This is a genomic window from Yokenella regensburgei, assembly GCF_051486985.1.
GTDB lineage: Bacteria > Pseudomonadota > Gammaproteobacteria > Enterobacterales > Enterobacteriaceae > CBFFRJ01.
On record NZ_JAHVDV010000016.1, the window covers coordinates 89,396 to 103,292 of the forward strand.

Annotated in this window: 13 protein-coding genes; 4 read left to right on the plus strand and 9 right to left on the minus strand. The window is 54.7% G+C overall.

Annotated elements, in window-relative coordinates:
• Nucleotides 1-96: 96 nt before the first annotated feature.
• Both luxS and KXR87_RS12830 read left to right on the plus strand, forming a co-directional pair.
• A complete protein-coding gene (luxS, locus tag KXR87_RS12825; RefSeq protein ID WP_437432628.1) occupies nt 97-612 on the plus strand; it encodes an S-ribosylhomocysteine lyase in 516 nt (171 codons plus the stop codon).
• Nucleotides 613-664: 52 nt separating this feature from the next.
• Nucleotides 665-1,435: an AraC family transcriptional regulator gene (locus tag KXR87_RS12830; RefSeq protein ID WP_437432629.1), complete on the plus strand. Its 771-nt coding sequence runs from the start codon at nt 665-667 to the stop codon at nt 1,433-1,435.
• Here the strand turns inward: KXR87_RS12830 and leuA are convergent.
• Complete coding sequence (gene leuA, locus KXR87_RS12835; protein ID WP_437432630.1) at nt 1,432-3,090, minus strand: 2-isopropylmalate synthase; 1,659 nt, start codon at nt 3,088-3,090, stop codon at nt 1,432-1,434. The two genes, KXR87_RS12830 and leuA, sit on opposite strands and share 4 nt — an antisense overlap.
• Before the next feature lie 426 nt (nt 3,091-3,516).
• Between leuA and KXR87_RS12840 the strand changes: the two genes are divergently transcribed.
• Nucleotides 3,517-3,855: a hypothetical protein gene (locus tag KXR87_RS12840; RefSeq protein ID WP_437432631.1), complete on the plus strand. Its 339-nt coding sequence runs from the start codon at nt 3,517-3,519 to the stop codon at nt 3,853-3,855.
• A gap of 101 nt (nt 3,856-3,956) precedes the next feature.
• Nucleotides 3,957-5,543: an FKBP-type peptidyl-prolyl cis-trans isomerase N-terminal domain-containing protein gene (locus KXR87_RS12845; RefSeq protein WP_437432632.1), complete on the plus strand. Its 1,587-nt coding sequence runs from the start codon at nt 3,957-3,959 to the stop codon at nt 5,541-5,543.
• Between the two features lie 35 nt (nt 5,544-5,578).
• Here KXR87_RS12845 and KXR87_RS12850 read toward each other — a convergent pair whose 3' ends face one another.
• The 8 genes from KXR87_RS12850 to KXR87_RS12885 all read right to left on the minus strand — a co-directional run bounded on the left by KXR87_RS12850 (nt 5,579) and on the right by KXR87_RS12885 (nt 13,535).
• A complete protein-coding gene (locus KXR87_RS12850) occupies nt 5,579-6,694 on the minus strand; it encodes an AAA family ATPase (RefSeq protein ID WP_437432633.1) in 1,116 nt (371 codons plus the stop codon).
• Nucleotides 6,691-7,398: an RNA ligase family protein gene (locus tag KXR87_RS12855; protein WP_437432634.1), complete on the minus strand. Its 708-nt coding sequence runs from the start codon at nt 7,396-7,398 to the stop codon at nt 6,691-6,693. The genes KXR87_RS12850 and KXR87_RS12855 overlap by 4 nt, the downstream gene beginning before the upstream one ends.
• Nucleotides 7,399-7,682: 284 nt before the next feature.
• Entirely contained in the window at nt 7,683-9,221 is a 1,539-nt protein-coding gene (emrB, locus tag KXR87_RS12860) for a multidrug efflux MFS transporter permease subunit EmrB (protein ID WP_437432635.1), read from the minus strand.
• A gap of 12 nt (nt 9,222-9,233) precedes the next feature.
• Nucleotides 9,234-10,406 (minus strand): multidrug efflux MFS transporter periplasmic adaptor subunit EmrA, encoded by a 1,173-nt coding sequence (gene emrA / locus KXR87_RS12865; protein ID WP_437432636.1) that lies wholly within the window; start codon nt 10,404-10,406, stop codon nt 9,234-9,236.
• Between the two features lie 130 nt (nt 10,407-10,536).
• Nucleotides 10,537-11,067 (minus strand): transcriptional repressor MprA, encoded by a 531-nt coding sequence (mprA, locus tag KXR87_RS12870; RefSeq protein WP_437432637.1) that lies wholly within the window; start codon nt 11,065-11,067, stop codon nt 10,537-10,539.
• A gap of 90 nt (nt 11,068-11,157) precedes the next feature.
• Entirely contained in the window at nt 11,158-11,493 is a 336-nt protein-coding gene (gene ygaH / locus KXR87_RS12875; RefSeq protein WP_437432638.1) for an L-valine transporter subunit YgaH, read from the minus strand.
• The gene (locus tag KXR87_RS12880) at nt 11,486-12,229 is read right to left on the minus strand and encodes an AzlC family ABC transporter permease (protein WP_437432639.1); all 744 of its coding nucleotides are present in this window, start codon (nt 12,227-12,229) and stop codon (nt 11,486-11,488) included. Before KXR87_RS12880 ends, ygaH begins: the two co-directional genes overlap by 8 nt.
• Nucleotides 12,230-12,350: 121 nt before the next feature.
• Entirely contained in the window at nt 12,351-13,535 is a 1,185-nt protein-coding gene (locus KXR87_RS12885; RefSeq protein WP_437432640.1) for an MFS transporter, read from the minus strand.
• Between the last annotated feature and the right edge of the window lie 362 nt (nt 13,536-13,897).

Genomic DNA, 13,897 nt, shown 5'->3' on the forward strand with positions numbered 1-13,897 from the left:
ATGATGATAACAAATGCGCGTCTTTCATAGATTCAGACTCGCATGCGTTCAAAGAGTTCATTTTATTTTTAAAAAAATCACTGTGGAGGTGACTAAATGCCATTGTTGGATAGCTTCACTGTCGATCATACCCGTATGGAAGCGCCTGCTGTTCGTGTTGCTAAGACCATGAACACGCCGCATGGCGACGCCATCACCGTATTCGATCTGCGTTTTTGTGTGCCTAATAAAGAAGTGATGCCTGAGAAAGGGATCCATACGCTGGAGCATCTGTTTGCTGGTTTTATGCGCGATCATCTCAACGGGAACGGCGTGGAGATTATCGACATCTCGCCAATGGGATGCCGCACCGGCTTCTACATGAGCCTGATCGGTACGCCTGATGAAGTGCGCGTGGCTGAGGCGTGGAAAGCGGCAATGGCCGACGTACTGAAAGTGAAAGAGCAGAACCAGATCCCTGAGCTGAACGTTTACCAGTGCGGCACCTACCATATGCACTCACTGACTGAAGCGCAGGAGATTGCCCGTCATATTCTCGATCGCGACGTGCGCGTGAACAGCAATGACGAGCTGGCGCTGCCAAAAGAAAAACTGCAGGAACTGCACATCTAGTGCACCTTTTCCCTCTCCTGCGGGAGAGGGAAGGTTCGGGTTATTCACACCGATGACGACAACCGTTTCATTCAGCTTCCGGCACCGACCCTTCGTCCCTTATGCCCGCGATTATGTGCACGGTGAAAGTGAACCCTGGCATTATCATGACTGCGCACAGCTGCTGCACATTCTCACCGGCGTCGTGCGGGTAGAGACTGCCGCTGGCTGCTGGGTGGTGCCTCCGGGGCGCGGTGTCTGGTTACCGGCCGGCACGCAGCATGCCATTCGCATTACCGGCAACGTCGCAGCCCGAACGCTGTTTATTGACCCTCTCGCCAGGGCAGATCTCCCCGCCTCCTGCCAGATTGTGCAAATCACCCCACTGCTTCGCGAACTGATCGTGGCCGCTTTTTCTCTGGAAGAAGCTTATCGCCCCGGTAGCCGCGATGAGCGAATTTATGAGTTGGTACTGGATGAGATTCGCGGCATGCAGGCGTTACCCTTCTGGTTACCTGAACCGCAAAGCGACACGCTGAGAAAGCTCTGTCAGCAGATTCGCGATGCGATAGTACAGCCCTGGAGCGCGCCCGCCGCGGCGAGCCTTATAGGCACCAGCGAAAAGACGCTTAACCGCCATTTCCAGCAGCAAACGGGATTGACGTTCAGCGAGTGGGTACGCCGGGCGAAATTGATGGAAGCGCTGGTACGGCTGGCGCTCGGTCATTCCGTACTGCGCGTGGCGCTCGATCTCGGCTATGGCAGCCACAGCGCCTTTTCCGCAATGTTTCGCCGGGTGATGGGCATATCACCCAGCGAGTACTTTCGCTCACCTGAAAATTAACGTCCGCCGTTTAGGGCGTTAAGCAGCGCCTGTAACGACGCGCGTGCGACATCATTATCGATGCCCACTCCCCAGTGCCCGGTGCCATCGGGAAAGAGACAGTGAATATAAGCAACGGAGCGGCTATCGCTACGCTCACCGAGCGTATGTTCATGATAATCCTTAATGCTGAACGATTTTTTCAGCACCTGGCTCAGGGCTCCGGCGGCGGCCGAAAGCAACCCATTCCCCTGACCTTCCAGTCTTCGCTCCACGCCATCAAAACTGACCGTGGCCTGCAACAGCAGCTGCCCGTCCTCCTGGCTTTCGCTTTTATAATTTACCAGCGCAATCGGCGGCTGTGCCATTAACCCATAGCGCTCCCGAAAGCGTTGCCACACGGCGTTTTGCGTCATCTCTTTGCCGTGAGCATCGGCCTCCTGCTGGACAAACTGGCTGAAGTCCTGTTGCAGCGCGCGGGGCAGCTTCAGGCCGTGGTTTTGTTCGATGAGCCATGCGCTGCCGCTTTTCCCGGACTGACTGTTAACGCGGATCACCGCTTCATAGCTACAACCGATATCCTGCGGGTCTACGGGCAGGTAAGGCATCTCCCAGCGATCGTCCGCGTTACGGGCATCAAACCCTTTTTTGATGGCGTCCTGATGGGAGCCGGAAAAGGCGGTATAGGCGAGGCGTCCAGCCCAGGGGTGGCGTGGGTGAACGGGAAGCTGATTACATCGTTCTACCCCTTCTACGATCTGCTGCATATTGCTGAAATCCAGCGCAGGGGAGACGCCCTGGCTGTAGAGATTCATTGCCAGGGTCACCAGACAAACGTTCCCGGTACGCTCTCCATTACCAAACAGGCACCCTTCGACGCGATCCGCTCCTGCCAGCAGGGCCAGTTCTGCGCTGGCGACACCGGTGCCACGGTCGTTATGCGGATGGACGCTGATACTGACCTGCCTGCGCCGGGTAAAGTGACGGCAAAAATACTCAATCTGATCGGCATACACATTGGGTGTGTTGACTTCCACCGTGGCGGGCAGGTTGACGATCATCGGTCGTGAAGAGGAAGGCTGCCAGACATCCGCCACGGCCTCACAAATTTCCAGCGCAAATTCTGGTTCAGTAAAGCAGAACGTTTCTGGTGAATATTCATACTGCCAGCGCGTCTCTGGCCGGGCCTCGCAGCACTCGCGAATCAAACGCGTGGAGCGAACGGCAAGGGCAATCACATCGGCTTTTTCCATCCCAAACACCAGCCTGCGAAACAGCGGTGCGGTGGCGTTATACAGATGGATGGTGGCGCTATGTGCCCCCTTGAGCGACTCGAAGGTCCGGTGAATCAAATCTTCTCTGGCCTGGGTTAACACCTGAATCGTGACATCCCGAGGAATGCGATCTTCTTCAATTAACTGACGAACAAAATTGAAATCCGTCTGGGAGGCGGAGGGAAAAGCGACTTCAATCTCTTTAAATCCGCAGCCGAGCAGCAGATCCCAGAACGTCAGTTTTCGCTCGCTGTCCATCGGTTCCGCCAGAGCCTGATTACCGTCGCGAAGATCGGTCGAGAGCCAGCGCGGTGCCTGGGTCAGTTGCCTGTCGGGCCAACGGCGATCGGGTAATGAAATAGGTGGATGAGGTTGATATTTTTGTGCGGGATTCTGCAGCATGTGGCGCTCCTGTTGTCTTTGTTTCATCGTGCAATGAATAACAACACGCTGCTTTAGCAAAACTGACAGAAGCTATAGCGTTTTGGACAATTTCGCTGGCAATAAGCCCTCAGGCTGCAGCTTATCTCGCGCTGTCAGTGGGGTATTACGTGAGAACCTAATAAGCATTTTTATAAACCCATTGGCGAAAGGAATATTATTTTGGGGTTACTTTTTTTAATTCAATAATAGCATTGTGCTCTGCGACGTAGAGAGGGGGGATTTATTAGCGGTTGGTTGTTATTTTTATGGTCTCATGGTAGTTTTTGATTTTCTAAATTTCATTTGAAACCCTTGCGGAATCAACGTATTCATTTTTTGAATAATTTAAAAAATGCAATGCAATAATTTGAGGTAATTATGCGGTCATTTCACTATGGATTGTGTTTGATTATGTTCGCTTGTGTACTGGCAGGATGCACGAAACCCAAACCGGCCAGTACAACGTTGGCGCAGCAGGAGAAGCAAAAGGAGTTGCAGTGTTATCAGATGTTTACCGCCCTCAAAACCCTCGACCATGCCACCTTCAGGCGTTACCAGCAACAGTTCAGCATCATTAACAGCAATTATGAGGTCTACAAAAAGAATCAGGCATTTATCAAGGGTGACGCGGCTGAAATTATCAGTATGGAACTGAATAATAAAGTAGATCTGGTTTGTGCTCGCGTGCGTAGTGCAGTCTTCACGAGCATGGCAACTCGCGCAAATGAACTGAATAAATTATGAAAAAATTATTATCTGTTATCGTAATATTATTATGGTCAACATTTCCGGGCCTCATTCATGCTGAGGCGCAATTATTAATTGATCGTCTTAAACACGAGGGGATGTTAATACCGGAACCGACAACGCTGTTTAACCAGCCTGAGGCGACTGCGCAAAATAACCCTCCACCTTCTCCTGTGATCGCGCCAGAAAAAGCCCCTGCGACTGAAAGCTCAACTTGTAAAATCAAACCCGCTTCAGTCAAGGATACGCCAGTCTCATCTGGTCATGCGCTCACCGAACTTAAGCGGCAACTCAGCAAAACCCGGAACCAGCTCAACGCGCTCAACAAAAAGTACCAGGCGCTGCTGGCTTCTCCGCCACAGGCGCTCTCTGAGGAGGCGACATCGTTCAGGGATGAAAATAAACAATTACATCAGCAGCTTCTGGCTGCGGAAAAACAGATTGCAGATAGTCGTCGCCGTGATGACAAAGAGATAGACACCCTCAACCGCCAGGTCGAAGAGCTGAAAGCCAGGGTCGCGAGCACTTCCGCAACGTTAGCCCGACATCAGGCAGACAGATCGGTCTGTGAGCAGCAACAGGCGACCCTTGCCGAACGTGATAACACCCTCGTTCAGCTGACGGCAAAACTGGCGGAAGCAGAAAAAGGGAAGGAGGAATGGGCCGACAGGCTCAGGGCTTTGCAGGAAAAAGCTACCGCGCAGGAGGCCAGAAATCGTGCACTTGAGCAGCAGAACGAGGAGGCGGCGCGGGCACACGCGACGCTGAGCCAGCGTTTAAAAGAGGCGCAGGGCGAAGTGACGGCGCTCAGGCAGCAGCAGGTGGCGCGTACCGACCACAGTAAAGCCACTCAAGCGCTTGAAACAGAACTTGCCAGAACTGCCCAGGCACGCGATGACGCCATGAAAGACAGCGAAGAAAAGCGCCAGAAAATCGCTGAACTGGAAAAGACGGTGATGCAGGCGCGCAATGAAAATTCAGAGATGGCGAAGCGGCTGACAACGCTGGACGCCGAAATCAAAGCCTCAGCGGAACGCGATAAAGCGAACGCGCCGTCGTTCTCGATGAAGAAAAAACCTTCCGAAAACGCACAGACAAACTATGCCCTGGGTATCTATTACGCCACCCAGGTACGCAGTGAAATAAAGGTGCTTGAGGAGGCGGGGTATCAGTATAGGGTCAACGCGCTTGTGCAGGGGATTGAGGACGAGTTACAAAACAGACCACAGCTCTCGCAAGCAGACATTCACACTCTTTTGGCCAGGCTCGACAGCAAAGTGGCTGAAAAACACAGCCGCGAGAGCACCAGTAACCAGCAGCAAAGCGAAAGGTTCGTTGCTCAGGCTGAGAAAGCAAAAGGTGCCGAGAAAGTCGCAAACGGTGTGGTCTATCAGGTACTGAGGAAAGGGAGCGGGCCATTGCTTGCTGCGGATGATGTGATTCACTTTACGCTGAATGAGAAACTCAGCACCGGAAAAGTAATGGCGAAAGGTGAGCGGCGAACCGGGCAGGTCAGCAGGTTGCCCGATCTCATGCAGCAGGGCATAAGACGTTTAGGCGTTGGCGGGAAGGTGAAAATTACCGTTCCCTGGCAACTGGCCTATGGTGAAAAAGGAATACCTGGCACGGTTCCTCCCGGAGTGGCCTCGGAACTGACTCTGGAAGTGACGGGAAAAACGAAGTAGCGAAAAAGCGCCTCTTAAGAAGAGGCGCTTTGAGTTTATGCATCTGTAACCCGATACTCCACGCAATGCGCCTCGTCGGGTTGAGGTACCTCAAGTTTGCCCGCCATACGCATAATGACCTCTTCAGGTACGGCATGCTGACGGTTGGCATTCTGCGCTTTCCACTGCGACCAGGGGACCTCCAGATAGACAATTTTTACCCGCGCGCCGTAGGCGGTAAACAGGCTAATGAGCTGAGTTCGCAGCTGTCGGCTGATGTTTGTGGCATTCCACACGAAGGGGGTTTTCTGCCGTAACAAAACCCGGGCCTCCTCTTTCGCTAGCTGAACGACCTGCCCGGTTGCCGTGCGATCGCCAGGATCCACGCTCAGCCGTCGGCGGATATCATCCAGGCTGACGACAGCCATGCCCTGACAGTGCGCCTGGATGTAGCTGTCTTTGCCCATACCCGGTAGCGCGCTAAGGAGCGTCACCTCAAAGGAGTCCGTCTCCCAGGGAACAAAGTCGGCCGGACTGTTCTCATGGGTCAGGTAGTACCAGCGCGCGGCGTCGGAGGCAAACATACGAGCTTGCCCCCAGCACTGATTCTCCTCGCAAAAGAGTTCGAATAAGGCGATGCGGTCGAGCATCTCCTGCTTATCCTGGCATTCACGTCCCTCCATGTCAGCGCGCGCAAGCAGTGCCAGCAGGCGGGTGTCAATGCGCATGGCAGCGCTTAACAGCAAGCGCTCCGGCGCAGGACGTTCCAGCAACCAGAGCGGAAGGCCATGCAGACGGACCAGCGCCACAATCTGCTCACGCAGCGCGAAAGGGGCAGGGATGTCGCGCCACAGTATCTGTCGCGCGGTCAGTTCTCCTTTTCGCGCATGCCCAGGCGAGTGGATACGCCCCGCTTCATCCTGATAAGTGGTGCTGCGCTTTTCCACATCGTGCAGCAGCGCCGCCGCCCACATTATCTCCTGCTGCTGGAGGGGAAGCCGCTGATAGTCAGGCATACTCGTTAACGCACTGATCACCATTCCGGTATGGATGCCCACATCCCCTTCCGCATGATGGTAAGGGTCCTGCGGTACCTGATGCATCTCCTCCACGAAGCTAAAACGTTGACGTAATGTGGGCCAGCGTTTGTCGTCGCTCAGTTGCCAGATCATGGTGTCTCTCCTGCGGAAAATTCATATGCCATGCGGGCGCGCCGCCAGTTGCGCTTCCAGTGCTCGGAGGTTTTAACATGATTTTTGCGCACGAACTTAAAGACGTTGTGGCCAAAATCATCCACCGGGAATGGTTCACTGTTGCGACTGACCACCCCTTCCAGCGTGCAGGGCATGCCGGTCTGGGTGTCCCAGGGATCGAATGCCCCCCTGCCGGTTGTCAGCGCCAGAAACTCACGCTGCCAGCGTTTCTCATCCATGCCAGGCTGCGGTCCCTGCATCTCAGGCACGCAGGGGAAATCAAAGAGCGCGGCATAAAATTTGACCTCTTCCCAGCCGAGCCACATGTCCTGGCAGCGCACGGCGAACAGGTAAAAGTCCTGCTCAAGCGCGTGATACTCAATGGAGTGGACCGCATAGAGGTTTTCACCAAAAAGTTCGAGGTCACCGAGATCGTTTTTCAGCAATTCCCAGCGCTGGCGAATTTTATGTGTCCACGCGGACTGGGTTGGGGCGGCGTGAGAACGCGCAAAAACGCCGTAGCGGTTAAGGCAGTTATTTTCGCCGTCCAGCTTTTCGGTATGTATCAGCGACGACAATGCCTGAATGTCACGCCAGTAGTCGGCGTTGATGCGGTCATCGCTGGTGGTTCCGGGGGAGAATGGATAGTGCCAGGTTCTCCCGTATTTTCGTTGCGAATTCATGATAATCCATCATTTGTTGTGTAATTATTGTTCGCCCGCGCGGCGTGCGAATGCCAGATTGAGTAGGTTAAAAGTGGTGGAATATGAATCACCCGCACAGGGGTGGATGACGTCAGAGGGATAAACAACCTGAGCGCGATGCTCAGAACCAGTCAGGGTGAATGGAAGATTTCGGGGCGGGCGTAAAGATACACCGCTTGTGATGATAAAACAACCACCTGCGGGAAAAGGCAAAAAGAAAGGGATCCCAGGATCCCTTATCAATGTCGTGTATTGCCGATTGCTTAGTGGGCGCCACCGCCTCCGCCGCCCGCGCCGAACGGCGGTCTGGCAAACCATACCAGCCCCAGCAGAAGCAGAAACACACCTGCCGACACCCAAAATATCTCATTGGCAGAGATAATCAGCCCCTGATTGGTTATCTGTTGGGCTATCCATCCTGAGGCCTGCTGCTGCGACATCCCCATCCCTTGCAGTTGGTTATATACCTCCTGCGAATTCGGGTTGTAGGGGTTAACCGATTCGGTCAGTTGCGCATGGTGCAACGACTCACGGTTTGTCCACAGCGTGGTGGTAATCGACGTACCAATAGAGCCTGCCAGGGTTCGGGCAAAGTTTGACAGGCTTGATGCCGCCGCCAGTCGCTCCGGCGGCAGGCCGGAAAGGGTAATGGTGGTGAGTGGCATAAAGAAGCAGGCCACGGCAAAGCCCTGGATAAACTGCGGCCAGGCTGATGCGCCAAAATCCATTCCGGGTTCGAACGTGTAGGCACGCCAGTAGAAACAGACGGCATACATAATAAAGCTGAAGGTGACCAGACGGCGCATGTCCAGCTTATGAGCAAAGCGGCCAATGATCGGTGACAGCAGTACCGGTATCACCCCGACCGGCGCCGACGCCAGCCCTGCCCAGGTGGCCGTATAGCCATAAACCTCCTGCAACAGCTGCGGTAACAGCACAATCGCGCCGAAGTAGAGCATATAGGCAAGACTGATACACAAACAGCCGATGGTGAAGTTTCGCGACCGGAACAGCGACAAATCCACGATCGGGTTATCATCGGTCAGCTCCCAGACAATCAGGAAACTTATCGATACCACCGCCACGATGGTGAGGATGATTATCTCTTTCGAGTTAAACCAGTCGAGCTCTTTCCCCTGGTCCAGCATCACCTGCAGACTACCGATCCCGAGCACCAGCAGCGCAAGGCCTACGCCATCAATACGCCGTTGTTCGGTACGGGTTTCCCGCCCACGCAGGGACTGTAACGTCAATGCCACCACCAGGATGCCAATGGGGACGTTGATGAAGAAGATCCAGCCCCAGTGGTAGTTATCGCTGATGTAACCACCCAGAATCGGGCCACAGATTGGTGCCACGATCACGGTCATCGACCAGAGCGCGAGGGCAATGGAGCGTTTTGCGGGAGGGTAGTTACTCAGCAACAGGCTTTGTGACAGAGGAATTAACGGCCCGGCCACAATCCCCTGAATGACACGGAAGAAGATCAGCATGTTCAGGCTGTTCGACACGCCGCACGCCCAGGAGGCAATGGCAAAGGCGACCGTCGACCAGAGGAACAGTTTGACCTCACCGACCCGCTTCGCCAGCCAGCCGGTAATCGGGATCGAGATGGCGTTTGCCACCCCGAACGAGGTAATAACCCAGGTTCCCTGGCTCAGGGATGAGCCAAGGTTGCCGGCAATAGTGGGGATAGCCACGTTGGCGATGGTGGAATCCAGCACCTGCATGAAGGTCGCCAGGGAAAGCGCAATGGTCATAATGACCAGTTGCGCGCCTTCGAGCGGTTTTCTCTGTTGCATTTGCACCTCAGATTAACCCGCGTTGGCTTTCACGATCTCTTCGATCAGCGTGTTAACCGGCTCCAGATTCAGCTCACGCGCATTACTTTCGTAAGCCGGGCGGGTGCGTACCTGACTTGCCAGCACCTGACCGTCACGGTTAGTGGTGTCCACCGTTACCAGAGAGGAGAGACCGATACGCAGCGGATGTTCGCTCAACTGCTTTTCATCAAGTTCAATACGTACCGGCAGACGCTGTACCACTTTGATCCAGTTGCCCGTTGCGTTTTGAGCGGGTAACAGCGAGAAGGCGCTGCCGGTACCCATATCCAGGCCCACGACTTTACCGGTGTACTTCACGTCATCGCCGTAGATATCGCTGACAACGGTTGCGGTCTGCCCAATACGCATATGGGCCAGCTGCGTCTCTTTAAAGTTAGCATCGACCCATAAACCGGTGGCCGGGACTACGGCCATCAGGGCAGTGGTCGGGCTGATCTGGGCACCAGGCTGAACGGCACGACGAGAGACATAGCCCGTGATGGGGCTGACGATTTTGGTGCGTTGCAGGGCAAGCCAGGCGTTACGCACTTCGGCTGCCGCCTGTTTCACCGCAGGCTGATCTTCCAGTCGGGTATCCATAATCATCGCCTGGTTGGCGTTGTATTGCTGGATGGCGACGTCAAGTTGCGCCTGAGCGCTGGTAACCGCATCGCGGGCGTGCTGGAGCTCTTCGCGACCAATCAGGTTAGCGCTGCCCAGCGGAACACGGCGGTTAAGGTCAGTTTGCGCCTGTGCAAGGGCGGTTCTTTGCAGCTCAATACTGGCCTGCAGCTGCTTACCGTTAATCATCAGCTGGCGGGTTTGACGCACGCTTGAGGCGAGCGCCGTCTGCGCTTTTTCAAACGCCTGTTGGGCATCGGTGGCATCCAGAGTCACCAGAACATCCCCCTGCTTTACATAGTCGGTATTGTCGGCCCAGACTTTCGTCACGCTACCGGATACCTGCGCCATGATCTGCACCTGGTTACCTGCCACGTAGGCATCATCGGTCTCTTCAAAATGACGCACCACCAAAAACCAATAAATTCCATATGCCACGGCAATAACAATAAAGAGCAAGGTCAACAGCAGAAGGGCACCTTTACGTTTACCTTTCTTCTTGACCGGTTGCTGCGGGGCTTGAGTCTCCGCATTTGCGCTCATGTTTTTCTCCACGATCTTATTTTTTTCTTATCGGCTCAGGCCGACCTCTTTAGTCAGAAAGGCCAGCAGTATGACGTGCCGGCCTGTCAGCATTCTTCTTATTAATCTGGATGGTCGGGCAGCTTCAGCCTTAGCGCAGCGCCTCTAAAATGACACCGTCTTCATCCATTTGATCAAGGCGTGTAAGAAGCTTACGGGTGATGTTCTCGAGTTGGCCCTTCTCTTCATTGCTTAAGGAGGACCAGAGTTGGTGCAGGCAGTGATGCTGGGGAGGCAGTACCTGACGCAAGAATTCATGGCCTTTGTCCGTCAACTGCAGGTGCAGACAGCGGCGGTCGTTGTTGCTTTCACGGCGTTCAATCCAGCCGCGTTTTTCCAGTTCGTCGGCGATACGGGTCGCATTGGTGCGGGAAGAACCCAGCGCGCTGCTCAGTTCAGAAGGCTGGATGCTGTGGTTTTCCTGCGACTCTAAGGTGATCAACGCCATAAACAGTGTTTCGTTAATCCCTTGAGCTTTCAGCATCTTATTGCGGTTTTCCAGCAGTTTTCCCTGCATGTGCATACACAGGCGAGTCAGCAGAATTTCCTGGAAAGGAAAATCCTCATAACGGCTGGCGCGGAATTTAAGCATTTGTTCAATGGGTGTAAACGAACTATCCATTTGGGCATAACCTCATTAATTGCAGTCGATATAGTAACGACAGTGACAAATAAAGTAAATGTATTATTTGGTCGAATACATTTGCTTTAGTTATGGGACTGTCAGCAGTTTCCAGGCGATTCCGTACGCGAGGGCGCCGAGTAAAGTCGGAATGATGATGCTTCGCGTCTTCCAGAAACTCAGTCCCAGAACAGCGAAGCCAGTCAGGGTTGGCAGCAGTCTGCGACCATCATGGATAACATCCGGTGCGGTTGAGACCACCAGTAATGCGCAGATAGAGGCGATGCCGATGGTGTCAAGCAACACCCCGGTGACGCCGCGTTTGCCCGGGCGGGGCTGCCCGGAATACAAGCGTAACGGCAAATAGCGAAACAGATAGTTAACGCAGCCGACCAGCAGTCCGAGAAGGAGAACATCGTTACGCATCGGGGGCTCCCTGATAAAACGCCTGCACCAGTGCAGTCAGACAACCGCAGACGATGCCCGCGAGAATGGCCACCGGAATGGAAAACAGGGTGACGCCCGCCAGCGCGCCGAGCAGGGAGGCGGTGACGCACAGGCTTTGCGTGCGCTGAAAGGAGGCCAGCAGGAAACTCATAAACAGGGCCGGAAGCATAAATCCTAACGCGGCTTCAACCGCCGGATAGCCCGCAAGCAGCCCATTACCCGAAAAGGCACCGAGAAAAGTGCCTGCCACCCAGGAGAGCCAGGCACTTAGCGCAATGCCCGCCATCCAGGCTTCACTCCAGCGGCGGTTGTCGCGCACCAGTTTAGCCGTGGCGGCAGCAAAAACTTCATCAGTAAGACCAAAAGCCCAGAGCGCGGTTCTGGATTTTTTTAATGGCTGTTGAATGCGGCTGCGCAGAGAGGGACCATACAAAACATGGCGGACGTCCATCGCCATCACCGTGAGGGCGGCAATCCAGAGTGAGCTGCCTGCCGCAAGCATGGCGGTTATGACAAACTGGCTGGCGCCGGCGTAGATAATGCAGGAAAAAAAGAGGCTTTCAAGGGGGGAGAAACCCAGTCTGGTCGCATTCAGGCCGAATGCAAAGGCAACGGGAACGTAACTGAGTACGATGGGCAGGCTGTCTTTGAACCCTTCGAGAAAGGTGGCGGAAGAGAGAGGAGTGGACTCCGTACTCGTGGCTGAACTATCCATAGTCTGTGTTAAATATCACCCACGTTAAAATCACCGGGATAAATAGTGCATTAACCTTAACAGACTACGGGGCGCCTTAACACCCCGCTTTTTTGGTGATCGCAGCCATCGCGGCGCGATTTTATTCTGCGTCTGACTGGCGATGGTAGCCTCGCCACCAGACCAGCAGGTTCAGGGCAGCGAAACAGCCGCCGGCGATACTTACCCCTGTCCAGCCTGCCTGTTGCCATGCAGAAGCAGAAATTAACGATCCCGCTGCGCCACCAATGAAGTAGCTGGTCATATAACCGGCGGTAAGCCGGTTACGTGCATCCGGTTTAATACGATAAATTACCGTCTGATTAGTGATATGCACGCCCTGTACGGTCAAATCCAGAACCAGAATCCCGACGATAAGCGCCAGCACCGAACTTTGCCCGAGGCCGATGACCAGCCAGGACAAAAACAGCAGGGCGAGAGAGACAGTGGTAGTGAGATGGGCTTTCCCTTTGTCAGCCAGACCACCAAAGGGACGCGCGCCGAGCGCACCCGCCGCCCCAACCAGCCCGAACAGGCCAATAACGCCCTCTGAGAAATTGAACGGCGGTGCAGCGAGCAGGAAGGCCATTGAGGTCCAGAGAATGCTGAAGTTGGCGAAGGAGAGGCAGCCCAGTAACGCACGGGTTCGCAACAGCTTTTCTTTTGCAAACAGGGTAAAAATGGACTTCAGAAGCTGCGGATAATTCAGGTGGTTATCCTGTTTGACTCTGGGCAGCCCACGCCACAGGGCGATAGCCATCATTACCATCAGCACGCTGGCGACCCAGTAGACCGTTCGCCAGCCCCCTAAACCTGCCAGCAGGCCGGCGACAGTTCGGGCCAGCAAAATGCCGAGCAGCAGGCCGCTCATGATGGTGCCGATGACTTTACCCCGTTTTGCCGGCGTCGCCAGCGTAGCAGCCAGCGGCACGAGGATCTGTGCCACCACCGAAAATAGCCCCGTCAGCGCGGTGCCCAGAATCATCATCCCCAGCGTGGTGCTGCTCGCCGTAATCAACATGCCACCCGCCGCCAGCAGCGTCATGGTGACAATCAGCCGCCTGCGCTCAAACATATCCCCCAGCGGCACCAGAAAGAGCAAACCAGCGGCATAGCCAAGCTGCGCGGCAGTGACAATAAATCCTGCCTGATTAGGTGAGAGTGAAAAGGCGCGGGCAATCGCGTCAAGCAGCGGTTGCGCGTAATAATTATTGGCAACGGAGAGCCCCGTGGCGATGGACATGAGCGCAATCAGCGCCGGGCTAAGCCCTTGATCTGTTTTTGTCATTTTTCTTTGAATGATTCGTTAGCTGATTATTTTGTAGAAACCAATAATAACGAATGAGGGGAAAAATGTGAGCGCGATCGCGTGTCGGTTAGTGCGGTCAGGCAGGCGTGCGGTCTGATGGCCTCACCCTCAAGGGCTGATGAATTCCCGGTAATATGACCTTTTACAGCGATACCACGGCGAAATGAGAACAAAACAGTCACCGCGATGACTGGGTCCGGCTGAAAATCGATGAGGCGTTGACGGCTGACCGGGGCCGCCCGCAGGGAAGCGGGCGGAGGGGATAGCCTGCAGGGAGGCAGGCTGGTCCCCGACCCGATAGTCAGACGACATAAGCATCATGGACCGCGAAGCGGCGATTT

What these genes read in the sequence shown, in the direction of transcription:
- emrA (WP_437432636.1), bottom strand. Translation starts at nt 10,406, where the DNA reads ATGAGCGCAAATGCGGAGACTCAAGCCCCGCAGCAACCGGTCAAGAAG.
- leuA (WP_437432630.1), bottom strand. Translation starts at nt 3,090, where the DNA reads ATGCTGCAGAATCCCGCACAAAAATATCAACCTCATCCACCTATTTCA.
- KXR87_RS12845 (WP_437432632.1), top strand. Translation starts at nt 3,957, where the DNA reads ATGTTAATACCGGAACCGACAACGCTGTTTAACCAGCCTGAGGCGACT.
- luxS (WP_437432628.1), top strand. Translation starts at nt 97, where the DNA reads ATGCCATTGTTGGATAGCTTCACTGTCGATCATACCCGTATGGAAGCG.
- KXR87_RS12850 (WP_437432633.1), bottom strand. Translation starts at nt 6,694, where the DNA reads ATGATCTGGCAACTGAGCGACGACAAACGCTGGCCCACATTACGTCAA.
- KXR87_RS12855 (WP_437432634.1), bottom strand. Translation starts at nt 7,398, where the DNA reads ATGAATTCGCAACGAAAATACGGGAGAACCTGGCACTATCCATTCTCC.
- emrB (WP_437432635.1), bottom strand. Translation starts at nt 9,221, where the DNA reads ATGCAACAGAGAAAACCGCTCGAAGGCGCGCAACTGGTCATTATGACC.
- ygaH (WP_437432638.1), bottom strand. Translation starts at nt 11,493, where the DNA reads ATGCGTAACGATGTTCTCCTTCTCGGACTGCTGGTCGGCTGCGTTAAC.
- KXR87_RS12880 (WP_437432639.1), bottom strand. Translation starts at nt 12,229, where the DNA reads ATGGATAGTTCAGCCACGAGTACGGAGTCCACTCCTCTCTCTTCCGCC.
- mprA (WP_437432637.1), bottom strand. Translation starts at nt 11,067, where the DNA reads ATGGATAGTTCGTTTACACCCATTGAACAAATGCTTAAATTCCGCGCC.
- KXR87_RS12830 (WP_437432629.1), top strand. Translation starts at nt 665, where the DNA reads ATGACGACAACCGTTTCATTCAGCTTCCGGCACCGACCCTTCGTCCCT.
- KXR87_RS12885 (WP_437432640.1), bottom strand. Translation starts at nt 13,535, where the DNA reads ATGACAAAAACAGATCAAGGGCTTAGCCCGGCGCTGATTGCGCTCATG.